Annotated in this window: 20 protein-coding genes and 2 tRNA genes; 16 read left to right on the forward strand and 6 right to left on the reverse strand. The window is 63.6% G+C overall.

The window, feature by feature from the left end:
* Window positions 1–30: 30 nt before the first annotated feature.
* The 4 genes from H290_RS27805 to H290_RS0104690 all read left to right on the forward strand — a co-directional run bounded on the left by H290_RS27805 (window position 31) and on the right by H290_RS0104690 (window position 3,483).
* Entirely contained in the window at window positions 31–1,410 is a 1,380-nt protein-coding gene (locus tag H290_RS27805) for a YhgE/Pip domain-containing protein (RefSeq protein WP_020105609.1), read from the forward strand.
* A 64-nt stretch (window positions 1,411–1,474) separates the two neighbouring features.
* Window positions 1,475–2,302: a DNA repair protein RecO gene (gene recO / locus H290_RS0104680; protein WP_020105610.1), complete on the forward strand. Its 828-nt coding sequence runs from the start codon at window positions 1,475–1,477 to the stop codon at window positions 2,300–2,302.
* Complete coding sequence (locus H290_RS0104685) at window positions 2,265–3,086, forward strand: isoprenyl transferase (protein WP_028462785.1); 822 nt, start codon at window positions 2,265–2,267, stop codon at window positions 3,084–3,086. The genes recO and H290_RS0104685 overlap by 38 nt, the downstream gene beginning before the upstream one ends.
* Window positions 3,079–3,483, forward strand: coding sequence for a hypothetical protein (locus tag H290_RS0104690; RefSeq protein ID WP_020105612.1), 405 nt, complete (start codon window positions 3,079–3,081; stop codon window positions 3,481–3,483). The genes H290_RS0104685 and H290_RS0104690 overlap by 8 nt, the downstream gene beginning before the upstream one ends.
* Before the next feature lie 275 nt (window positions 3,484–3,758).
* On the opposite strand, the gene H290_RS0104700 is transcribed toward H290_RS0104690, so the two are convergent.
* Window positions 3,759–4,172: a Fur family transcriptional regulator gene (locus tag H290_RS0104700; RefSeq protein WP_020105614.1), complete on the reverse strand. Its 414-nt coding sequence runs from the start codon at window positions 4,170–4,172 to the stop codon at window positions 3,759–3,761.
* A complete protein-coding gene (locus tag H290_RS0104705; protein ID WP_020105615.1) occupies window positions 4,169–4,513 on the reverse strand; it encodes a helix-turn-helix transcriptional regulator in 345 nt (114 codons plus the stop codon). Before H290_RS0104705 ends, H290_RS0104700 begins: the two co-directional genes overlap by 4 nt.
* Before the next feature lie 163 nt (window positions 4,514–4,676).
* Between H290_RS0104705 and H290_RS0104710 the strand changes: the two genes are divergently transcribed.
* The 5 genes from H290_RS0104710 (at window position 4,677) to dnaG (ending at window position 10,653) form a co-directional block, all read left to right on the forward strand.
* Entirely contained in the window at window positions 4,677–6,065 is a 1,389-nt protein-coding gene (locus tag H290_RS0104710) for a glycine--tRNA ligase (protein WP_028462787.1), read from the forward strand.
* A 64-nt stretch (window positions 6,066–6,129) separates the two neighbouring features.
* Complete coding sequence (locus H290_RS0104715) at window positions 6,130–6,651, forward strand: hypothetical protein (RefSeq protein WP_020105617.1); 522 nt, start codon at window positions 6,130–6,132, stop codon at window positions 6,649–6,651.
* Window positions 6,652–6,798: 147 nt separating this feature from the next.
* A complete protein-coding gene (locus H290_RS0104720; RefSeq protein WP_028462788.1) occupies window positions 6,799–7,269 on the forward strand; it encodes a cold-shock protein in 471 nt (156 codons plus the stop codon).
* Between the two features lies 1 nt (window position 7,270).
* Window positions 7,271–8,566, forward strand: a complete 1,296-nt coding sequence (locus H290_RS0104725; RefSeq protein WP_028462789.1) for a deoxyguanosinetriphosphate triphosphohydrolase — start codon at window positions 7,271–7,273, stop codon at window positions 8,564–8,566.
* A gap of 140 nt (window positions 8,567–8,706) precedes the next feature.
* Window positions 8,707–10,653, forward strand: a complete 1,947-nt coding sequence (dnaG, locus tag H290_RS0104730; protein ID WP_020105620.1) for a DNA primase — start codon at window positions 8,707–8,709, stop codon at window positions 10,651–10,653.
* Window positions 10,654–10,687: 34 nt separating this feature from the next.
* On the opposite strand, the gene H290_RS0104735 is transcribed toward dnaG, so the two are convergent.
* Window positions 10,688–10,933, reverse strand: coding sequence for a hypothetical protein (locus H290_RS0104735; protein ID WP_020105621.1), 246 nt, complete (start codon window positions 10,931–10,933; stop codon window positions 10,688–10,690).
* Between the two features lie 189 nt (window positions 10,934–11,122).
* Between H290_RS0104735 and H290_RS0104740 the strand changes: the two genes are divergently transcribed.
* From H290_RS0104740 to H290_RS0104775, 7 genes are all read left to right on the forward strand, one after another.
* Window positions 11,123–11,195: transfer RNA gene (locus H290_RS0104740), tRNA-Asn, on the forward strand.
* A gap of 165 nt (window positions 11,196–11,360) precedes the next feature.
* Window positions 11,361–11,434, forward strand: a tRNA-Ile gene (locus H290_RS0104745).
* Window positions 11,435–11,720: 286 nt separating this feature from the next.
* A complete protein-coding gene (locus H290_RS0104755) occupies window positions 11,721–11,945 on the forward strand; it encodes a hypothetical protein (RefSeq protein ID WP_020105623.1) in 225 nt (74 codons plus the stop codon).
* Between the two features lie 142 nt (window positions 11,946–12,087).
* Window positions 12,088–12,630 (forward strand): TetR/AcrR family transcriptional regulator, encoded by a 543-nt coding sequence (locus tag H290_RS0104760; protein WP_020105625.1) that lies wholly within the window; start codon window positions 12,088–12,090, stop codon window positions 12,628–12,630.
* Between the two features lie 119 nt (window positions 12,631–12,749).
* Window positions 12,750–14,246: a wax ester/triacylglycerol synthase family O-acyltransferase gene (locus H290_RS27810; RefSeq protein WP_081631486.1), complete on the forward strand. Its 1,497-nt coding sequence runs from the start codon at window positions 12,750–12,752 to the stop codon at window positions 14,244–14,246.
* A gap of 12 nt (window positions 14,247–14,258) precedes the next feature.
* Window positions 14,259–15,659, forward strand: coding sequence for a wax ester/triacylglycerol synthase domain-containing protein (locus H290_RS27815; RefSeq protein ID WP_155976688.1), 1,401 nt, complete (start codon window positions 14,259–14,261; stop codon window positions 15,657–15,659).
* Between the two features lie 31 nt (window positions 15,660–15,690).
* The gene (locus H290_RS0104775) at window positions 15,691–16,824 is read left to right on the forward strand and encodes an alpha/beta fold hydrolase (RefSeq protein WP_020105628.1); all 1,134 of its coding nucleotides are present in this window, start codon (window positions 15,691–15,693) and stop codon (window positions 16,822–16,824) included.
* Between the two features lie 21 nt (window positions 16,825–16,845).
* Here H290_RS0104775 and H290_RS0104780 read toward each other — a convergent pair whose 3' ends face one another.
* From H290_RS0104780 to H290_RS0104790, 3 genes are all read right to left on the reverse strand, one after another.
* A complete protein-coding gene (locus H290_RS0104780) occupies window positions 16,846–18,195 on the reverse strand; it encodes an alpha/beta hydrolase domain-containing protein (protein ID WP_020105629.1) in 1,350 nt (449 codons plus the stop codon).
* A 488-nt stretch (window positions 18,196–18,683) separates the two neighbouring features.
* Entirely contained in the window at window positions 18,684–19,013 is a 330-nt protein-coding gene (locus tag H290_RS0104785) for an Lsr2 family protein (protein WP_020105630.1), read from the reverse strand.
* Between the two features lie 170 nt (window positions 19,014–19,183).
* The gene (locus tag H290_RS0104790; protein WP_020105631.1) at window positions 19,184–22,012 is read right to left on the reverse strand and encodes a BTAD domain-containing putative transcriptional regulator; all 2,829 of its coding nucleotides are present in this window, start codon (window positions 22,010–22,012) and stop codon (window positions 19,184–19,186) included.
* Window positions 22,013–22,038 lie beyond the last annotated feature (26 nt).

The raw sequence follows: 22,038 nt of genomic DNA on the forward strand, positions 1-22,038 counted from the left end.
GACCGATACCGGCAGGGTTCAATTGCCGGTATGACAGAACCAGGGGGCGGGAAGTCCGACGCCGAGCGTGAGCGTCCACCCGGAGTGATTCATCCCGGCGTCGCGGCGGAATTGCGGTCGTGGGGATTGTGGTTCCGGCCACTTGCCGTTGTCGTGGTGGTGATGGGTCTGCTCGGAATCATGTACATGGCACCGGCGGTCGATCCGGGAAAGCACCTGCACCAGTTCCCCATCGTCGTGGTGAATTCCGACACCGGCGCGCTGCAGCCCGGTACCGATCAGAAGCAGTATCTCGGTGCGGAGGTGGTCAAGGGGCTCAAAGCCGGCGTCGACGAGCAGTATCCGGGCAAGTTCGATCTGGATGTCGTGGACCGCAGCACCGCGCTGACCCGGCTCGACAATGCGCACGCCTACGGCGCGATCTTCATACCGGCGAACTTCAGCTCGGAGAGTTTCGCCTTCCTCGGTTCGGCGATCGGCGATACCAAGGTCGAGCAGCCCGTGATCGAGGTGATGACGAATCCCGGCGCGGGTGCGGTTGCCACCCAGATCACGACGCAATTCTTCTTACGGTCGATGGCACAGGTGAACGAGCAATTCGGCGAACAATTCACCGCGGCGCTTGTCGAACAGACCGACGCAGCCGGGATCAAGGTGGCCGGAGCCGGCCTCACGGCGATGACCACACCGATCGACATCCAGGCGTCGGAGGCAAATCCGTTGCCGGACAACGCCGGCAGTGGTTTGACCGCCTTCTATTACGCGCTGTTGCTCATCTTGGCCGGATTCACCGGGACGATGATCATCTCCGCGCTCATCGACGGCAGATTGGGATTTGCGCCCATCGAAATAGGGCCGATGTACGAACTCCGCCGGCGCGTCCCGATTTCCCGGCTGGGGACTCTGGTCGTCAAATGGTGGGCGATATTCGTGGTTTCACTGATCGTTTCCGGGTTATTCGTGCTGACGAGTGTCCTGGTGGATATGTACGCGCCCAACAAGATGGCCTTGTGGATGTTCGGGGTGCTGGTGATCATCGGCGTCGGCATCATCGCCAATGCGATCCTCTCGATCTTCGGGAGCGCGGGCCTGCTCATCAACCTGATCTTTTTTGTGGTCCTGGGACTGCCGACCTCGGGTGGCACGGTGCCGTTGGAGGCGGTGCCGGGGTTCTTCCGCGGACTGGCAGTCGGCGAACCACTGCACCAGGCCTTCGTCGGAGCCCGCTCGATCCTGTATTTCGACGCCAACATCGACGCCGGTCTCGGAACCGCGATCGCGATGTTCGTGCTGTTCACCGTGATCGGACTGATCGTCGGACCGATCGCGTGCGTCGTCTACGACCGCCGCGGGCTGATCCGACGGCCTCCCCAGGCGACGGAGGAACCGGAGGTTCCGGCGCAGGTGTGATCACCGCAGTGCGCCCAGGCATGTCGCAGTACGGTTCGTCGGTGGCGGGTGGAACACTGGTCAGGTGAGGTTGTACCGCGATGAGGCCGTTGTCCTCCGCCAGCACAAGCTGGGGGAGGCCGACCGCATCATCACGTTGCTGACCAAGGAGCACGGACTGGTCCGTGCGGTCGCCAAAGGGGTCCGGCGCACCCGGTCCAAGTTCGGCGCCCGGCTCGAACCCTTCGCCCATGTTGATCTGCTGCTCCATCCGGGCCGCAACCTCGACATCGTCACCCAGGTCCACAGCCTCGACACCTTTTCCTCGGCCATCGTCTCCGATTACGGCCGGTACACCACGGCCTGCGCGGTGCTGGAAACCGCCGAACGCCTGGCCGGTGAAGAACGGGCTCCGGCCGATCGGCTGCAGCGGCTGACGGTGGGTGCGCTCCGGGCGATCGCGGCCGGGCAGCGTCCCAAAGAGCTGGTCCTCGACGCGTTCCTGCTGCGGGCGATGGACTTCGCCGGATGGATGCCGGCTCTCGAACATTGCGCTCGCTGCGGAGACCCCGGCCCGCATCGCGCTTTTCATGTCGCGGCGGGTGGCTCGGTGTGTGTGCACTGTCGTCCGGCGGGATCGGCAACGCCTTCACCCGGCGTTCTCGATCTGATGGACGCGCTCTACCGTGGCGAATGGGAACACACCACAGAGACGACCGAATCGTCTCGGCGCCAGGCCAGTGGATTGACCGCGGCGCACCTGCAGTGGCATCTGGAACGGCAGCTGCGCACGCTGCCACTGATCGAGCGTGAGGCCCCTCATCGCGGTCTCGCCGCCGCTGGTGTGAATGCCGCCACCGGCAGGAAGGACACACATGATCGTGCGACGGCGGAACGCAGCACAGCAGGCTGAAACGGTACGAGAGGTCCGGCCACCGGATCCACATCCGTCCGGAGCACGACCGCCGGCGATCCCCGCGGAGTTCGTACCGAAACATGTGGCTCTGGTGATGGACGGCAACGGGCGGTGGGCCACCGATCGCGGACTGCCCCGGACCGAAGGTCACAAACGCGGCGAGGCCGTCCTGATGGACGCCGTCTGCGGCTGTATCGAGATGGGTGTCGGCTGGTTGTCGGCATACGCGTTCTCCACCGAGAACTGGAGTCGCAGCCCTGACGAGGTGAAGTTCCTGATGGGCTTCAACCGTGACGTCATCCGTCGCCGCCGCGACGAGATGAACGAGATGGGCGTGCGGGTCCGCTGGGCCGGTCGTCGACCACGGTTGTGGCGCAGCGTCATCCGCGAACTCGAGGTCGCCGAGGAACTCACCAAGCACAACACGGTGATGACCCTGACGATGTGCGTCAACTATGGCGGACGGGCCGAGATCGCCGACGCGGCCAAAGAGATCGCCCGTCGTGCGGCGGCCGGGACACTCGATCCCGAGCGGATCACCGAAGCGTCGTTCGCGAAGTATCTCGACGAGCCGGACATGCCTGACGTGGACCTGTTCCTGCGTCCGTCGGGGGAGCAGCGGATCTCCAACTTCCTGCTCTGGCAGTCGGCGTACGCCGAAATGGTCTACCAGCACAAGCTCTTTCCCGACTTCGACCGCCGCGACCTGTGGGATGCCTGCGTGGAATACGCGAGCCGGGACCGCCGGTTCGGCGGAGTGCCGGGGTCCACCGGTGTCTGATGGCAACGATCAGCCCGGTCTCATCGACCGGGCCGCGGAATTGTTGTCGACCCAGATGTCGGTACAGCCCGGCGACGACAGTTCAGTGACGGCCTACTTCCAGGGAACCGTTGTCTCGATGAGGGCGCTCGCGCTGGCCCCGGGCCTCGACGTGTTGTCGTTGACGCAGGTGCTCGCGTGGGATCTGCCGGTCACCGATCAATTGCGCGAGGATGTCACGGCCGCCGCTGATGCGTCCAACTTCGGCACCGTGAAACTCGCGGTCCATGAAGTCACCGCTGATGTGTTGCTGCACTACACATTTCCGGCCGGAACCTTGAGCGACGACGCCCTGCGCACCATGCTGATGATGGTGCTCGGATCCGGCGCCGACGTCGGCGTCACCATCCGCGGCTAACCCGCGCCGAGCGTGCCAAAACGACCGCCGACCGTGCCTTAGTTGCTTGGGCGGCAAGCATTTTCGGCACGCTCAACGGTGATGTGAGCACGCTCGGCGGTTTCTTTGGCACGCTCAACGGTGATGTGAGCACGCTCGGCGGTTTCTTTGGCACGCTCGACGGAAGGTGGTGCCGCCGCGCGTGCCGACTTGGGCGTCACCATCCGCGGCTGACCCCGCCGACCGTGCCGAAACAACCGCCGACCGTGCCGAACGGGCGATCGAGTGTGCCGAAATTACGAGCAGGCCTGGCAGCGACCGAAGATTTCGACGGTGTGGCTGATGTCGGTGAAGCCGTGTTGGGCGGCGACATCGACTGCCCATTGCTCCACGCTGTCGGCCTGGACCTCGACCGTGCTGCCGCAATCCCGGCAGACGAGGTGATGGTGGTGATGGGCGGACGAGCAGAATCGGTACACCGATTCACCGGTGTCGGTGCGTAGGACGTCGACCTGGCCGGCGTCGGCCAGTGCCTGCAGGTTCCGGTAGACGGTTGTCAGCCCGATGGACTGTCCGGCTGCCTTGAGCTGGTCGTGCAGATATTGCGCCGAGCGGAACTCTTCGCTGCCCGAGAGGAGTTCGGCGATCGCACTGCGTTGACGGGTGGAGCGGACACCGGTGACCGGACGTTGTTCGGTGCCCGAACTCATGACTGGTTCTCCTCGGTCGCGTGCGTGATGGCGTCGGTGACGATGTGGGCGAGATGGTCGTCGACGAGGGAGTAGACCACTTCGCGACCCGAGCGTTCGCCGTGAACCACACCCGCCGACTTCAGGACACGCAGATGTTGACTGATCAGTGGCTGCGGTACCGACAGCGCTCCCACCAGTTCGTGGACACACCTTCCGCCGCCGAGTAGTTGGAGCACGATGGCGATCCGGATCGGTGCCGACAATGCCCGCAGGAGTTCGCCGGCAGCGTCCAGGGCTTTCCTGTCGACGGCTTTGTTGTCGACGGTTGTCGGGCCCGTGGTTGCGTGCTGACTTGTCACAGGGCACTCCGTTGCGCGGGGGGATCTGGCGGCTGTTGGAAACCATTTTCATATGCGTGGGCGGCTATGTCAAACAAGGACATCCCGATGTGGTTCGAGCGCTCGATGTGGCGCCCGCCCGCCGCTCGTCAGGTGCCTCGTGCCGCCCGATAGGCTGTCATCCGTGGCAGGCAAAACCAATCTCGTGGAAACCGTAGTCAACCTCTGTAAACGCCGGGGGTTGGTGTATCCGTGTGGAGAGATCTACGGAGGCACCAAATCGGCGTGGGACTACGGGCCCCTGGGTGTTGAACTCAAGGACAACATCAAGAAGCAGTGGTGGCGCAACATGGTTACCTCGCGTGAGGACGTCGTCGGACTCGACTCGTCGGTGATCCTGCCGCGCAAGGTGTGGGAAGCGTCCGGACACGTCGAGACGTTCAGCGACCCCCTGGTCGAGTCGCTGCACACGCACAAGCGCTACCGCGCGGACCACCTCATCGAGGCGTACGAGAACAAGCATGGACATCTGCCTCCCAACGGCCTGGCAGACATCAACGATCCCGAGACCGGTCAGCCGGGTTCATGGACCGAGCCCCGCGCATTCTCCGGTCTCATGAAGACCTACCTCGGACCCGTCGACGACGAGGCCGGGTTGCACTACCTGCGTCCCGAGACGGCCCAGGGCATCTTCGTCAACTTCAAAAACGTGATGACGACGTCGCGCAAGAAGCCGCCGTTCGGCATCGGCCAGATCGGCAAGAGCTTCCGCAATGAGATCACCCCCGGAAACTTCATCTTCCGGACGCGTGAGTTCGAGCAGATGGAGATGGAGTTCTTCGTCAAGCCGGGCGACGACGAGCAGTGGCATCAGTACTGGATCGACTACCGCCTGAAGTGGTACACGGATCTGGGTATCGATCCCGAGAACCTGCGTCTGTTCGACCACCCCAAGGAAAAGCTCTCGCACTATTCCAAGGGCACCGTCGACGTCGAATACCGATTCGGTTTCGCCGGCGGCGAGTGGGGCGAGCTCGAGGGCGTCGCCAACCGCACCGACTTCGACCTCAGTACGCACATCAAGCATTCCGGTGAGGACCTGTCGTTCTTCGATCAGGCCACCGGTGAGCGCTACACGCCGTACGTGATCGAGCCGGCAGCCGGCCTGACCCGTTCGCTGATGGCATTTCTGTGTGATGCCTACACCGAAGAGCAGGTACCGAATGCCAAGGGCGGCACCGATACCCGGACGGTGCTCAAGATCGATCGCCGACTCGCACCGGTCAAGGTCGCGGTGCTTCCGCTCTCGCGCAACGAGCAGCTGTCGCCCAAGGCGAAGGATCTGGCCGCCGAGCTCCGCCAGAGCTGGAACGTCGAGTTCGACGACGCACAGGGCATCGGCAAGCGCTACCGGCGTCAGGACGAGATCGGTACGCCGTTCTGTGTCACGGTCGACTTCGACACGCTCGACGACCAGGCGGTCACCGTGCGTGAGCGCGACAGCATGACGCAGGAGCGCGTCGCTCTGGACAAGGTCGTCGAGTACCTGGCAGTCCGGCTGATCGGCTGCTGAACCCGGTGTCGGCTGCCTAGAATCACAGGCGGCAACGACGCCGGAGTGGAAGGTCGGAGCGGATATGAAAAAGATCTTGAAGTCCCTGTCAGAAGAGGAATACCGGTTGGTCCGGAAGACCAAGCGGAAAGCCATGGCGGATCTTGACGAAGACGCTCTGATCGACCTTCATATGAGAACTCGGCGTGCACGCAACAAGCACGTCAAGAACTACCGGCAGGCGGGCGCCGCCAAGGTCACCAAGAAAGGTGGCCGAGGTGCCGCCCGCCCAGCCAACTCACACAACGCGGCCCGCGCCGAGGTGTTCGAGAAGGCGTTGGCGCAAGTGAGTCGACAGCTCGCTGTGGTTGCCAAGAAGAGCGCTGCCGACCTCAAAGACGCCCGTCTGTCCAAGGCCTCCGGCAACAAGATGGAGAGGCTGGAATTCATCGTCGACGGCAAAGTCAAAGGGGGCGGCAAAGGCAAAGTCATCTCCGCAGGCAAGGACCGTGTCGACGCCACCCGCCAGTCGCCGGGCCGCAAGAAATACGAGGCGTCGTCGAAGGCTGCGGGCAAGCGGCGGCAGGCGAAGAAGGACAAGAGATAGTCCGGGTTCGTCACTTTCACGGTCGATTCGGCGCAGGCGATCGGTTAGGTGTCTGAATGCGCCGGCATCTGAGATACTGACGGTTGCGCAAGCCGTTCGGCCACACATGGGGTGAGGTCGGTATATGCGGCGAGAGAGTGGGTAACCGTGTCTGTGAGTGGAAAAATCGTTCATTTCGACGCCAACAAAGGCTTTGGATTCTTGGCGCCCGATGCCGGCGGCTCGGATGTCTTCCTACATATCAACGACATCGACATCGACGAGAGTTCCCTCAAGCCGGGCGCCGAGGTCGAGTTCGACATCGAAGAGACCGATCGTGGATCCAAGGCGATCAACCTGGTGGTGACCGGAGCCGCGCCTGCAGGTGCAGCACCCGAGCGTCCGCGTCGTGAAGAGCGCGGCCGGCCGGAACGTCGCCACGACGACCGTGGCGCCGCCCGTGACGACCGTCGCAAGCCCCGTCACATCGACTCCGCGACCCTCGATTCGGGCGCGTTCTCGGAGGAGATCACCGAGCTGCTGCTCGACGCGTCCGGAACCCTGACGGCAACCCAGATCCTGGCGATCCGGCAGCGCGTCACCGATTTCGCGATTGCGCGCGGCTGGGTGCTTGACTGACTTGTCGGCGGATACACCGCCCCCGGTTCTACGTGCCGACTACGACGAATCCGACGTCGAACGGCTGATCCCGGAGGGCGCGAAGGTTGCTGGGCTGACCGGCACGCGCAATGACTATCGCAGCGCGTTCGCACGTGACCGTGCTCGCGTATTGCATTGTGCGGCACTGCGTCGGCTGGCCGACAAGACCCAGGTCGTCGGTCCGCACGAGGGCGATACCCCGCGTACCCGACTGACCCATTCGCTCGAGGTGGGTCAGATCGGCCGGGGCATCGCCATCGGTATCGGCTGTGATCCGGATCTGGTCGAGCTGGCCGGACTGGCACACGACATCGGCCATCCGCCGTACGGCCACAACGGCGAACGCGCGCTCGATGAGGTCAGCAGTGAGCACGGCGGCTTCGAGGGCAACGCGCAGAATCTGCGCATCCTCACCCGGCTCGAGCCCAAACTCATTGATGCGCAAGGTCATAGCGTCGGGCTGAATCTGACGAGGGCGTCGCTCGATGCCACGTTGAAGTACCCGTGGACCCGCAAGAAGCCGGGCGGGAAGTTCGGCGCCTACGAAGACGACGCCGCAGCACTGGCATGGATCCGGAACGGTCGTACCGATATCCGGCAGTCGCTCGAGTGCCAGGTGATGGACTGGTCCGACGATGTCGCGTACTCCGTCCACGACGTCGAGGACGGTGTCATGGCCGGTCGTATCGATCTGCGCAGTCTCGGTGCTCCGACGGAACAGCGTGATCTCGCGGCGGTCGGCCTCAAGGAATTCCCGGAACTGGAAGAAAACGTTCTGATCGAGGCCGCGGCCCGGCTGTGGGCGATGGACATCGTGCAGGACGTCGGCGCCTACGACGGCACCATGCTGCGGTTGGTGGCGCTCAAACGCCTGACCAGCGAGCTCGTGGGCCGCTTCGCGTCGGCGGCAATCACGACAACCCGACGCACGGCATCCGAACGTGCGGTCAGCCGCTACGACGCCGACCTGGTCGTCCCGCCGATCGTCGCCGCCGAGGTCGCGATGCTCAAGACACTCGCCCTGCGATTCATCTTCTCGGATTCGCGGCACCGGTCTCACCAGGCCCGTCAGCGTGACCGCATCCACCGGGTCGCCAACTGGCTCCTCAATGCTGCTCCGGGTGGCCTGGATCCGTTGCTGGTGCCGGCGTGGAACGACGCCGCCGACGACGCGGCTCGGGTGCGCGTCGTCATCGACCAGATCGCCTCGATGACAGAAGGCCGCCTCGAGCGGATGGATCGTCAGAACATGGGCGCATCCGCGCATCTGGGCTAACCGGTCGTGTGCCCTTCTGGCGAACGGTCACACGGGTCGAGCTCCGCCTTCGGCTTCGTCTCCGCCCAGGTCGGCACCGCCAAAACACCACATCATCGGGGTGGGGCGGGCACCGGTCGAGTTCCGCCTAGACTGGTCCCGTGGCAGGCCGAATTCCCGATCGTGACATCACGGCGATCCGTGAGAGCACACACATCGAGGAGATCATCGGCGACTACGTCGCGCTGCGTAAGGCGGGCGCCGATTCGTTGAAGGGCCTGTGCCCGTTCCACGACGAGAAGTCGCCCTCGTTCCATGTGCGCCCCAACCACGGACACTTCCACTGCTTCGGATGTGGCGAAGGCGGCGACGTCTATTCGTTCCTGCAGAAGGTCGAGCACGTCAGCTTTGTCGAAGCGGTGCAGCAACTCGCTGACCGGATCGGTTACCAGATCAGTTACGAGGGTGGTGGCACCAGCGTCGTGCGCGATCGCGGTACCCGCTCGCGCCTGGTGGCAGCGAATGCCGCGGCCCAGAAGTTCTATGCCGAGCAACTGAAGTCGCCGGAGGCGCAGAAGGCCCGCGACTATCTCACCGAGCGGTCCTTCGACGGCGCCGTCGCACTTCAGTTCGGCTGTGGCTATGCGCCTGCCGGCTGGGACACGATGACCAAGGCGCTGATGTCGCAGGGATTCGAGTTCGCCGAACTCGAGGCCGCCGGATTGTCGAAGCAGGGTCAGCGCGGCCCCATCGACCGGTTCCATCGCCGCCTGTTGTGGCCGATCAAGAACCTCGGCGGCGACATCATCGGCTTCGGCGCCCGCAAGTTGTTCGAGGACGACAACCTCGGCAAGTACATGAACACGCCAGAGACCATGTTGTACAAGAAATCTCAGGTGCTGTTCGGTCTCGATCACGCCAAGAAGAACATCGCCAAGGGGCATCAGGCGGTGGTGGTCGAGGGATACACCGACGTCATGGCCATGCACCTGGCCGGCGTGACCACGGCGATCGCGTCGTGTGGAACCGCCTTCGGGGAAGACCACCTGGCGTTGCTGCGTCGGCTGATGATGGACGACAGCTACTTCCGCGGCGAGGTGATCTACACCTTCGACGGCGACGACGCCGGTAAAGCTGCGGCACTCAAAGCTTTTGAGGGCGAGCAGAGTATCGCCGGACAGACGTTCGTGGCCGTGGCGCCGGAAGGCATGGACCCCTGCGAGCTCCGGCAGAATCAGGGCGACGCCGCGGTCCGGGACCTGATCGCCCGTCGAATCCCGATGTTCGAGTTCGCGGTCAAGGCGCTGCTGGGCAACTACGACCTCGACACCGCGGAAGGCCGCGTGCACGCGCTTCGCGAGGCGGTACCGGTTGTCGCCCGGATTCGCGACGTCGCCCTGCGGGACGAGTACGCGAGGCAATTGGCCGGCTGGGTCGGCTGGGAAGAAGTGCCGCAGGTGCTGCGCCGGGTGCGCGAGGAGTCCGCCAAGCAGGCGAAGGCCGCGCGGTCGGGCGTCAAGGACACCTCGAAGTCGCGGGACCGGAGAGTGCAGACGTCGACTCCGCTGGTGCCCGAACCGGATCCCGACTCGAAGAACCCGACGGTCGTACGGCCCCGGCCGTCCGATCCGCAACTGTGGGCGCAGCGAGAGGCCCTCAAATCGGCGCTGCAGTATCCGGCCATAGCGGGGACCGTTTTCGACTCGTTGCCCGAGGAGTGTTTCACAGAGCCCGCGTACGAGCTGATCCGTACGGCGATCAAGGCGGCCGGCGGCACCAGCGCCTCCCACGGGGGCGCGCAGTGGGTGGAGACCATCGGCAAGTCGGTCGACGGCACGGTTCTCGAGTCGTTGGTCACAGAACTGGCGGTCGAGTCGATGTCGGTGTCGGAGAACATGATCCCGAAGTACATCGGCAGCGTGCTCGCCAGGCTCCAGGAAGTCTGGGTCGGCTCTCAGATCGCCGATCTGAAGTCGAAACTGCGCCGGATGTCACCCGGGGATGACCCCGACGCCTACAACGCCTTGTTCGGCGATCTGGTGGCTCTTGAGGCCTATCGCCGTAGTCTGCTGGAGCTGGCCGTGGGGCCGGACGAGAACACCGCCTAGTTCGGTGGGGGAGTTCGCACCTTCAGTGTTCTTCTCAGTTGTTCCGGTTCTCGTCGGGCCCGAGCACGGTCGTGTCGTCGTCGATGGCACGCAATTCCGTCAGCTTCGGCTGCGTGCTGAGCTTCTCGGAGAGCTTCTGCCTGCCGACGTCCACGGCCTTCTTGGTGGCCGGCGACTCGGCGATGGAGCGGTACGCGCGGTTGATCTGCTCGTAGCGCTTCCGACCGGCCTTGGCCCCGAGGACGTAGCCGATGCCGAGTGCAGCGAGAAATCGAACCATAAGTAGCCAGGCCTCCGTGGTGCTGTGCGAAGCGAGCGCGTCCGACGCGCGCGCATGGTGGTCTCCACCATCCTGCCTGATCGGATCCGAAGTGGGGGATCTGGCCGTCGAAAGGCCCTTCACCAGCACGATTTGGCATGCGACCACCCTCATGCGCTAAAGTCTTTTTCGGCCCCAGGGCCAAGATATTCCCCCATAGCTCAATTGGCAGAGCATTCGACTGTTAATCGAAGGGTTACTGGTTCAAGTCCAGTTGGGGGAGCAGGAACGCCCAGGCAGATCAGTTCGTGAACTGGTTTGCCTGGGTTTTTTCTTGTCGAAGTGTCCCTGTCGGCCGGCAACGCGTCGCGCCGCTGGGGCGATTGCGTACCGGGGTCAATTACTCGGTAGCATCATCAAGGTTTGTGGTGATCCTTTCGCCATAGCTGGGGCGGTAGCTCAGTTGGTTAGAGCCGTGGACTCATAATCCATAGGTCGCGGGTTCGAGCCCCGCCCGCCCCACTTTTCGGCCACCGATGACGGACTCGATGTCGGGGTCACTGAGGGACGAGAACCGTGATAAACAGTGGCGCGATACCGGTGACCGGCGCATTCGGGTTCGTCGGTTCGTCGGTTCGGCGGTGGTGGCCGAGATGGTCCACCGGAACCTGTACGTCGTAGCAAGCGATCTGGACTCACCGGCGACCGGAAAGCAGCCGCGAAACACCCACGGGCCGAGACTCGTTGGGCCGAGCTGACAGATCGCGACCACTCCCACCGCCTTCGGCAGGTCGATATTGCCAGAGCAATGGACACGGCGGAATCCCAACAGGTGCTCGACTTTCAAAACCACTCGTTCGCCGACCTGATGGCCGGCACCCGCAGCTGGTGGGAAGCGCTATCTGATTTCACTGGTCTCGCCGTCGGTGTCTGCGGTGCCGCGACGGCGATCTCCGTATCGAAGTTCCCGGATCGTATGCCGACCCGTTGGAGTGTTGCGGCTGGAAAGTGGGGGCTCTCCGGGCGTAGCTGAATCCTGACAGTGACCGGGACCACGGAGACCCAAAGAGTGTCGAAGGGGTAATGTTCTGTAACGAACACCATTCGTTGGAAGAGGTTGCCAAGTGTCGATTCAAGAAGAGCGATCGGCTGAACCGGGGGCACGACGACGCCGTGTGAACCATGAGGCGGTCGTCGTGGCGGCCCGGGACATGGTCGATGAGCTGGGGCCAGACGCCCTGACGATGACGGCGTTGTCGGCGCGCTTGGGCGTGCGGGTGTCGTCGCTGTACAACCACGTCAAGAATCTCGACGAGATCAAGAATGAACTTCAGCTGCGAGCCATGCGGGAGCTGGGTGATCTGGCTCGCCGGGCGGCGATGGGTCGGACCGGGGTCGACGGGCTACGGATTTTGGCTCGGGTTTTTGTCGACTATGCCGAGAAATGGCCACATCGTTGCAGGTCACTTACCCGGACCCCGGCTGATACCGAAGCATTCCGGGCCGCGAGTGCTGACGCCGGGGAGGCGCTGGCGGTGATGATCCGGACCGCGGGTGTAGCCGACGATCGTGTGCTGCAGACGCAGCTGGCGCTCTTTGCTGCGATCAGCGGTTTTGTCACCTTGAAGCTGTCCGGGTTCTTCGAGGCTTTCGGGAATGGCGACGAGGTCTTCGAGCAGATCCTGCGTGGTGCGGTCACCGCAGCAGTCATCAGTTGATCTGGGCGGAATTGCCATCGCCGGGCTCTCCGGCACTGTGACATAGACCACCAACCACTGACATCAGTGGCCGACTTGGTATGCTCGTTTTTATACGAAAGGGTTTCGTATAATTACGAATGACCAGCCGGGTGGGCATGGGGGTCGAACGAATGCGACGACTGAGCGGAACTGATTCACTGTTTCTCGCAGCGGAGACAGCGTCATGGCACCAGCATGTCGGTGGGCTGACCATCCTCGAACCTGGCCCGAACGGTCTGGATTTCGACGACGTCCTGCGACTCACGAGTGAGCGAATGGACTACGCGCCCAAGTTCAAGTGGAAGCTCCAAGAGGCGCCGCTCGGCTTGGATCGTCCGGTGTGGGTCGATGATCCGGATTTCGACATACACCACCATGTTCACCGCATCGGGGTGCCGTCACCGGGCGGTGCCAAAGAGTTGGGTGAGGTCGCCGGGTTGCTGCTGAGCTCACAACTCGATCGCAATCGCCCGCTCTGGGAGGTATGGATGATCGAGGGTTTGGTCGGCGGCCGAGTTGCACTGCTGATGAAGTACCACCACTGTCTTCTCGACGGTGTCGCGGGTGTGGGCTTGGCGGCGGCGATGCTCGACATCGAGCCGGATGCCACCGCGCCGCTGATTCCCAAGCCCGACTCGAAGGATTCGGTGGCGGGCGATTGGGGAGTGGGCGGCGTCCTCGGCGGACTGGCATCGCGATGGATCCGGTTGCCACTGACCTACACGCGATATGGGTACGACATGCTCACGAAGGTCGGGACCGTGATCGACCAGGCGCGTCATGGCGCGGCGTTGTCCAGTGCTGTGCCGCGAGGACCGAAGACACCGTTCAACTCGTCGATCAGTGCGCGGCGCCGGCTCGCATTCGCCGGTGTGGCGTTCGCCGACATCGACGCGATCAAGAAGATTCACGGCGTCAAGATCAACGATGTCGTACTGGCGCTGTGCGCCAGTGCTTTACGCAGCTACCTGCTTACCCTCGACGTTCTGCCCGATCGACCGCTGGTGACTGCCGTCCCGGTCTCGACTCGATCTGAGGGCGACGAGACCCAGGACAACCAGATCAGCACGGTGTTCGTCGAGCTGGCCACGCACGTCGACGATCCGGTTGCGCGGCTGATGTCGATCCACGAGGCGTCGAAGGCTGCAAAGGAGATGTCCAAAGCGCTTGGCGCACGGCAAATCCAGTCGCTCGGCGAAGTGGCTGCGCCGGTGGTGCTCGGTACCGCGATCAGGGCATTATATGAGACCGAAATGATCTCAAAGGTGCGCTTCCGGATCAACACGCTCGTCTCCAACGTGCCCGGTCCACCGTTGCAGCTTTACATGGGTGGAGCGAAAGTCACTGGCATATATCCGAGTTCGGTGATCCTCGAGGGGATGGGTGTCAATTTCACCGTGCTGTCGAACATGGAACGCCTGGACTTCGGGCTACACGTCGATCCGAGTCTGGTGCCTGATCCCTGGGAGATCATCAACGGCTTGTACGAGGGTTTGTCAGAGCTGTTGGCGGCGAGCGGTCTGCCTGGTCCGACCGCGGTAACTGATCCGCTGTCCGCCGGGGCACCTTCGACGAGTGGTTCGGGAGGGGAATGAGCCATGGAACGTATGAGCGGACCAGACGCATTGATGTTGAACATGGAAACGCCGACGACACCGATGCACACGCTGAAGGTCGCCGTTCTCGACACCAGCAGGCGCGGGAAGCCGGTGAGCCTCGATGAGGTGCGGTCGGTGCTCGTCAGGCACCTCGGAGCGTTTCCGAGGGCGACCCAGCGTGTCGAGTCGATCCGAGGACATCGTGCCCGGCCATTCTGGGTGTTCGACAACGATTTTCAGCTGGATCATCACCTCGATGAGGTGAATCTTGATGGAGGGGGCGACGGGCGCTTTGATGATCTCCTTGCCGAACTCGCCACCCGGCAATTGTCGCGTGACCGACCGCTGTGGGGACTGACCCTGGTCAACGGCCTGCCCAACGGTAGGCAGGGGATCGTGGTGCGGGTGCATCACGCAGTCGCCGACGGTCTGGCCGCGCTGAACTGCTTTCTCTACGCCACCACCGAGGCGGACGGCGGCCGGCCTCCGGAACCCTGCCCCCTTCCGTCCACCGGCGACAATGCCGATCACCGCAAGATGCGTGCGATGACCCGGAGTGACACGCTCGGATTGATCACAAACCTGCCATCGGTTGTCGCCGACGTAGCGAAGACAGCGCGGACCACCTACCGCTTCGACCGTCGACGACTGATTCCGCGATTCATGGGAGCGCAGAGAACGAGCTTGAGCACGCCGAGTTCTCATCGGCGCAGTTGTGCACGCAGCACCATTCCACTGGCCGATGTTCAGCGCGCCGCGGTGTCAACGGGAACGACGGTCAACGGAGTGTTTCACGGTATCGTCGCCGCGGCGGTTCGGAAGGAGATGTCGGCACGCGCAGAAAAGTCGGACCGACCGGCAGTGGCGATGTTCGGTGTGTGCCGCGATCTGCGGTCCACCAGGACTCAGGGAAACGATTTGGCCACGGCTGCAGCGTATCTGCACACCGAGATCGATGATCCGATCGAACGGGTGCGCCGAACGGCCGAGAGTTGTTCGGCGTCGGTCGCTCTGCGTCGCGAGACCGGATTCGGGCTGACCGAGCAAATGGCAACCTATACAGGACGATTGGGACCACGTGCCCGTCCGATCGCCGCGCCGATAGCCCCTCGGGTGATGAACAACGTGACCACGGCCAACATGCCAGGGCCCTCGAGATGTCGCTGGATCGGTGAGATCAAGGTGGAGTCGTGGACATCCTTCGCTCTCGCCATCGCGCCGGCTGATGTCAACCTGACGGCCTACAGCTACGCGGGGGTTCTGTCCCTGGGGCTGATAACAACACCCGAGTCGATGCCCGACCCTGCTCGTTTCCTGGAGAGAATTCGGGAAGCACTCGATGAACTGACTGAAGCCCTCTCTGCTCGCGGACTTCTGAATGCCGAAGAGGCCAACCATGATCGGATCTGACGTTCCGGGGGACTCTGCCCAACGTCGTTGGATGACACGTGTGGAATCGTCGCTGACGCGGCTCGGTCTGCTGGCCGAAGTCATGCCGCGGGCCATTTTCAGCGCCCACTCAGCGAGCCGGCGGCCGGTGAGCCCCCTCATTCCGGTTTCGAGGTTTGGTCCTCGCACGGTGGGCGAGTCGGCGCTGGATGAGCTCTTCATCGCGGCGTTTTCCATGGTTCGGTCCGTTCCGGAGACCCGGCAGGTGGAGGAGTTCGTGCGCGAGTGCGCTCGGGTGGCACCGACGGTGAAAGCGCTGGGGGTCGGTGTGAACCTGGCATCGACCGAATTCTCGATCCGGCAGCGCCATCGTCGAAATATCGCCGGAATGACCTATGACAGACTCGATTTCACCTGCGGACCCGTCTATCCGATTCGCCCCGGCGCACCGGAGCCCGCAGCCGACGTCGTTGCAACGGCTCGTGTCCTGGTGCACCCCGATCGCGGACACCCGTGGCTGGTCTGGGTCCATGGCGCGGGCCAAGGCAGGATCGACGACCTCCTGTCGTTGCGTGCCGCCCATCTCTACGACCTCGGCTACAACGTCGTCTTCCCGGTGCTGCCCGGACACGGTCTACGGCGCCGGCGTGGTGGCCTCTACCCGAGCTTCGATGTCCTGACGAATGTCGCTCTGACAGTCCGGGCAGTCGCCGAAATCCGGTCGCTGATCGGCTGGATGTCCACCGTCGATGACACGGCGGTGACGGTCGGCGGGATCTCGCTGGGGGGTCCGATCGCCGCGTTACTGGCTGGTCTGGAACCGTCGGTGGAGTCAGTGATGGCGGTGGTGCCGATGCTCGACCTCCACGAGACCATGGCCCACCACCTTGTCCGTGGGGGAGAACGGGGCCGCGCGCTTGCCGACCTCCTGCGCTCGGAACCAGTCCGTGACGTCGCTGCGGTGATCAATCCGTTGGCGGTCAATCCGTTTGCTGATCGCCGGCGCAGGCTGGTCATCGCGGCACTCAACGATCGAGTCACCTCGGTCGCGGCGGCCGAACGGCTACACGCTCACTGGGATGGCCCGGTGTACTGGTATCCGGGCGGGCATATCAGTGGGGTCATGGCCGGGGAGGTACGGACGGTCATCACGGAGTTCCTGCGTCCCGATCCGGCCGGGGCATAGTCGGGGCGCCGATGTGGTGGGTCAGGCCAACGCATCCGGTTCGGCGTCGTCCAGTAGTTCGGCTCTGTCCGCTTCGAGTGCGAAGCCGGCGGCGATGACCGCATCCACTGCGGCCGCGTAGTGCTCCATATAGGTATCGGCATCCCGATAACGGAGTGTGAGCACTGCGGGATCGATTGGCTCGGTGCTTCCGAACAGGCGGCAGATTCGAGACTCGCCGGCGCGCCCGACGCCGCTGAGCACCGATACCGGGGCCTCGACACAGGGAGTCCGGACCCCGCCACGCACATTGCCGTGGTCGTCGATGGAGAAACGTAACCCCTCATCGCCGCTCTTGTCGGTGGCAAGACGGTCGGCGGTCGGCGGTCCCTCGCCACCTCGAGCCCAGTGAAACAATGCGCGAATCGCGGCTCGCAGTACGAACCGCTGCTGCCCTCGGTTCACCGGGCCTTTGCATCCGAGGAACTCCTCGAAGGGGCCGACCTGATAGCGGTCGGCATGGGCACTGCCGGCAATCTCCCACAGCCGAAAGCGCGGGCCGTCATTCTGACGCGCCACCACGTAGCGGAAGTCGCCGAGGATGTCGGTCTCGGTCTGCACGACCAGGACCGGGACTGTGAGGTCGCCCCGGATCGGAACCGCAGGACGCCGAAACACCGGCAGCAAATCGATGGCCAGGTCCGATATTTGCAGCGGCAGACCCGCGGCGGCGCGGCTGTGGATCAGGAACCCGTGGAAGACGTTCTCTTGCTTGGAAATACAGTTGACATAGGTTGTCAACGCGATGGCGGACTGTGACTCTCCGGCAGCCACAAGACAGTCGACATCGACATCGCTCAACGGCCCGCCCGGACTTCCCAACGCAGCGGCCACCCGGGTGAAGATGTCGTAGCAGAACGCATCGCCGGGATGTGAGAGTTCGGCGTAGCGAGGTTCCCCGACCAGTCCGTTGGACGGCGTGGTCCCCGGGGCCGCCACCGACCCCGTCCCGCCGGCGACCCCGGTGTACTGCGCTGACACACCCACCCAGATATCACCGTTGCGGACCAATTCGTGTGCCAGATACGTGTATCCGGGTGCGGCATCCGCCCCACTGCTGACGTTGAGCCACTCGACAACCACGTTCCCGCTGCACCGCGAGTTCTCGATCGGCCGCCGCACAACAACGCGTGTGCAGAAGTCGGCAACGCCGGTGACCGCCACCGAATCGGGACGATCCGAGGGCGTTTCAGGTGGTGTCTCGAATGACCGGGCAGCGCCGCTGACCGAATACTCGCGCTCGGTGTAGTCCGCTGCGGACAGGTCAGGACCCGGTGTCGCCGATACCAGGCCACAACCATCCAGAGGGGGGAGGAGGTTGAAGTGAGCCATCGTCCGACGATACATGGCGGAGTCGGCATTGATTACAGATGACAGCCCCGAGTTCGCGCACTCAGAATTGCATGCGGGCATCGAGATCCAACCCGCGGGCGACGAAGGTTGGTCGCATCAAAACTGCTGGGCACCAGTATGTTTGATACCAAACATACTTGTAGAACATCTACTCCAGTTGTACCGCAGTCGATTGCGGTAATACTTTCAGTATGGGGATGAAAGCGCTATGAATGTGTAGGCGATCCATGTGGCGGCCCCCATGGGAATGGCCGAAAATGTGATGCCTGTCATTGGCGAGGTATGGCCGCAGAGGGCGATAGGCGGCCCAATGCTGAGAGCATACTGTGAAGGCCGGCGCTGGATTAATGGGCCCAAAAAAGATGCCTGCCCCTACCTTTGGTGGGCGGGGGCAGGCACCTTCTGGCTTCGATAGCGCGCCATCCGAATCGGATTTCACGCGATTAGGCAGGTCTGAAGCTGCGTTTCTAGTGCGCTTCGTCGTAGGCTTCGATGATTGCGGCAGGGATGCGGCCCCGGTCGCTGATCTCGTATCCCTCGTCCTTGGCCCATTCCCGAATCGCTTGCGTCGGGGCTTTTTCGACCTTCTCCGCTGCGCGTCCACCCTGGCGGGATGCGTTGACGCGTCGTGATGCGGTCAGGTACTTGGCGAGTACGCGGCGGAATTGCTCAGCGTGTTTGGGGGACGTGTCGAACTCGTATTGCTTGCCGTCGAGTCCCCATCGAACGGTCTCGAATTCTTCGAGAACCTTCCCGTCTAGGTCGTCAATGAACTCCACTACTTGCTTCTTCGCCACTTCTGGACTCTCCACTCATTGTGCGACCGACGATCACGAACTCAACTCTTATGTAGGTCGATCATATCAACCTGACCTGTGAAGAAGGCAAAAGATAGCAATAGTCGGGTATCAGCTACGAAACCGGGCGCCTGTCCGAATTGTGGTGAACCGAATCGCATTGAAAACAGTCAAGAGATGACGGTCGATCCAGCCCACTCGTGAACCAGGTCCCGGACCTCGTCGCGGGTCAACGTACTGCCGGTCAATGATTCTCGGGCGAGGATTTCGGGATTGATCTGCGATCGCATGGTCGAACCGAATGCGGCGAGTTCGACAACATCCATCTTTTCCGGGGAATATCCGGTGAGCTCGGTCATGTTGTCGACAACCCCGATGAGGCGGCCGGCGTGTTCATGGAGGCCTCGCCGAAACAACGTATATGCCAGCGTGAACAGTGCAACCATCCATGACGTCAGGTCGTAGGCACGTTCGCAGTACCCGACCATCTGGGCGAGCTTGCGTTCGGCGGATCCATCCAATTTCTCTTGTGCGATATCACTTTTGGCGTGAATCCAGAGTGCGGAGGCGGCGAGCCAGTCGTATCCGCAGTCGCGTCCGGCGGCGACGGCGGCCTCGAGATGCGTGCCCGCCGAACTGTGATCTCCCGCCCGGAAGTCGGCCGTGCCCAAAGACATCAACGCTTCGGCGACAGTCCAGGGTGAGTCGTACCGGCGGCCGAGAGTGAGTGCCACGTTGGCGTGGACCCGGGCGGGATCGATGAGGCCTGACCCGGCTTCGAAAAATGCCAGCGTCACCGCCGCGTCACCGCGCGCGACCTGTTCCACCCGGTCCTCCGAGGTGAGGTCGAACTCGGAGTACACCTCACCGAGGCGGGTCAGTGCCGCGAACAGCGACGGGAGATCTGCACCCAGGTAGCTCATGATCGCGCGACCGGCCAGGGCCCGGGTCCGGGTGGCGATGGGGACGTCGGCCGGGGCGTCGACGGCGGGCTCGAGCATTCGCATGCCCTCGTCGGCGAATCCACGCCGGAACCAGAACCAGTAGACGTTGCCGACAATCTCGAGATAGGTCTGCGAGTGGGGATCGACGAGGTCGAGGGCGGCACGCACGTCGGCCATCTCGGCGTCGAGCCGGCGGGTCCATTGCAGACACCGGGGTCCACGAAGTCCCAGATATGCGTCGGTGGCCGTGGCGAGCACCCATGTGATGTGAGCCCGCCGCAGTGAGGCGGCCCGTTCCGGATCTTGTTGAACCTGTGCGTAACTGCGAAGGGTTTCGAGCATCAGATACCGGCGGGGATCACCGCCCAGGGCCTTGAGCATCGACTTGTCGATGAGAGCGCTCAGGTCCGACAGGAGCCCGCGGTGGCCGGTGACCGCCTTGGCGGCATCCAGGTCGAATCCGCCGTTGAACACCGCGAGGTCGCAGAACAACTGCCGCTCGCGTTCGGTCAACGACTGGTACGAACCGTCGATGGCCGCCTGCATGGTGGCATGCCGTTTGTTGGTCCGGGGTCCGCCGCGGAGGATCGCGAACCGGTCGTCGAGCATGTCGATGATCTGCCGGACCGAGAGCGTGGCGGACTGGCCGGCCGCGAGCTCGATCGCCAGTGGGATGTGATCGAGTGCGCTGCAGAGTGTTTCGACTTCATCTGCAGTGGCGTCCGCCGCGGCGGAACCGGCCCGTTCCAGGAACAGTTCGGCCGAGTCGGCCAGGGGCGGCATGTCGAAGACCACTTCTCCGGCGACGCCCAACGCTTCGCGGCTCGTCGCCAATATCCGCACCCGGGGACAGGTGCGCAGGATTGCGGTCGCCAGTACCGAGACCTCATCGAGGAGGTGTTCGCAATTGTCGAGGACAAGAAGGAAATCGCGGTCGTGCAGAATCGACGTGAGGACCGGAATTCCACCGTTGAGTGTCAGACCCAGCGCGGACACCACCGTGTCGAGCACGGCATCGGCGTTCTGCGCGCCGGCAAGTTCGGCGAGCCAGGGACCGTCGACGTCTTTGCGTTCCCGGGCGACTTCGAGTGCGGCACGGGTCTTGCCCATACCGCCGGGACCGATGAGCGTCACCAACCGGTGTTCGGCGACGAGATCGGTGATGTCGTTGATCTGCTCGACGCGACCGACCAGTGAGGTCAATGCCAGCGGGATGTTCCCGGTAGGTCGCTCGGGGTTGTCCGCCGGCCGGTTTTCGGCTGCAGCGCGTGTGGCGGGCGCTCCGGACATCAGGAACGAATCCTGGTTCAAGATGGCGCTCTGCAGGTCGAGCAGGCTCTGGCGGGGGTCGGCGCCGAGTTCGTCGGCGACACGTTCGCGGGCAGTCCGCAGTGACGCGAGCGCGTCACCCTGCTTGCCCGCGCGGTACTGCGCCAGCGCCAGCAGTTCCCATGCGCGTTCCCGGAGCGGGTCGGCAGCCACGATGGCTTCGAGTTGGGCGATGACCGCGGCGTGCTCGCCGCACTCCGACCTCGCCGCAAGGTGATCTTCGAGGGCATCGTCGCGGAGGCGTTCGAGGCGGACGGTTTCGTTGGCGGCGAAGTCCCACTTGGCGGCATCGGCATAGGCTGGGCCCCACCATAATTCGAGAGCCTCGGCGAGCGTGGTCCGGGCCGCATCGACGTGTCCGGCGGCAAGCTGATCCCGGCCGGCCTCGGCGAGTGTCTCGAATCTGCCGGCATCCACCTGTTGCGGGTCGATGGCGAGCGCGTACCCGGTGCCTCGTCTGACCAGAACTGCAGGCGCTGATCGTCCCCGCTCCGGTTCGAGTGCCTTGCGCAAAGAGGCCACGTAACCCTGGAGGGTCAATTGAGCCGACCGCGGGGGACTGTCGCTCCAGAGGTCGTCGATCAACGTCGCATCGGGCACCATGTGACCGCGGGCCATCACCAATCGTGCGAGTAGTGCCCGGGGAAGCGGACCGCCGAGTGCAACCGGTTCACCGTCGCGAATGACGGTGAGTGCGCCCAGGACGCGCACCGATATGTCTGGCATGCACCGAGAATAGAGAATCGCGGCCG

Origin of the sequence: Nocardia sp. 348MFTsu5.1 (assembly GCF_000383535.1) — a bacterium.
Taxonomy (GTDB): domain Bacteria; phylum Actinomycetota; class Actinomycetes; order Mycobacteriales; family Mycobacteriaceae; genus Williamsia; species Williamsia faeni.

Bases quoted from the DNA above. Each gene is read 5' to 3' on its own strand.
- H290_RS27805 (WP_020105609.1), top strand. From the start codon at position 31: ATGACAGAACCAGGGGGCGGGAAGTCCGACGCCGAGCGTGAGCGTCCA.
- H290_RS0104685 (WP_028462785.1), top strand. From the start codon at position 2,265: ATGATCGTGCGACGGCGGAACGCAGCACAGCAGGCTGAAACGGTACGA.
- H290_RS0104700 (WP_020105614.1), bottom strand. From the start codon at position 4,172: ATGAGTTCGGGCACCGAACAACGTCCGGTCACCGGTGTCCGCTCCACC.
- H290_RS0104715 (WP_020105617.1), top strand. From the start codon at position 6,130: ATGAAAAAGATCTTGAAGTCCCTGTCAGAAGAGGAATACCGGTTGGTC.
- H290_RS0104735 (WP_020105621.1), bottom strand. From the start codon at position 10,933: ATGGTTCGATTTCTCGCTGCACTCGGCATCGGCTACGTCCTCGGGGCC.
- H290_RS0104755 (WP_020105623.1), top strand. From the start codon at position 11,721: ATGGACACGGCGGAATCCCAACAGGTGCTCGACTTTCAAAACCACTCG.
- H290_RS27810 (WP_081631486.1), top strand. From the start codon at position 12,750: ATGACCAGCCGGGTGGGCATGGGGGTCGAACGAATGCGACGACTGAGC.
- H290_RS27815 (WP_155976688.1), top strand. From the start codon at position 14,259: ATGAGCGGACCAGACGCATTGATGTTGAACATGGAAACGCCGACGACA.
- H290_RS0104775 (WP_020105628.1), top strand. From the start codon at position 15,691: ATGACACGTGTGGAATCGTCGCTGACGCGGCTCGGTCTGCTGGCCGAA.
- H290_RS0104780 (WP_020105629.1), bottom strand. From the start codon at position 18,195: ATGGCTCACTTCAACCTCCTCCCCCCTCTGGATGGTTGTGGCCTGGTA.
- H290_RS0104790 (WP_020105631.1), bottom strand. From the start codon at position 22,012: ATGCCAGACATATCGGTGCGCGTCCTGGGCGCACTCACCGTCATTCGC.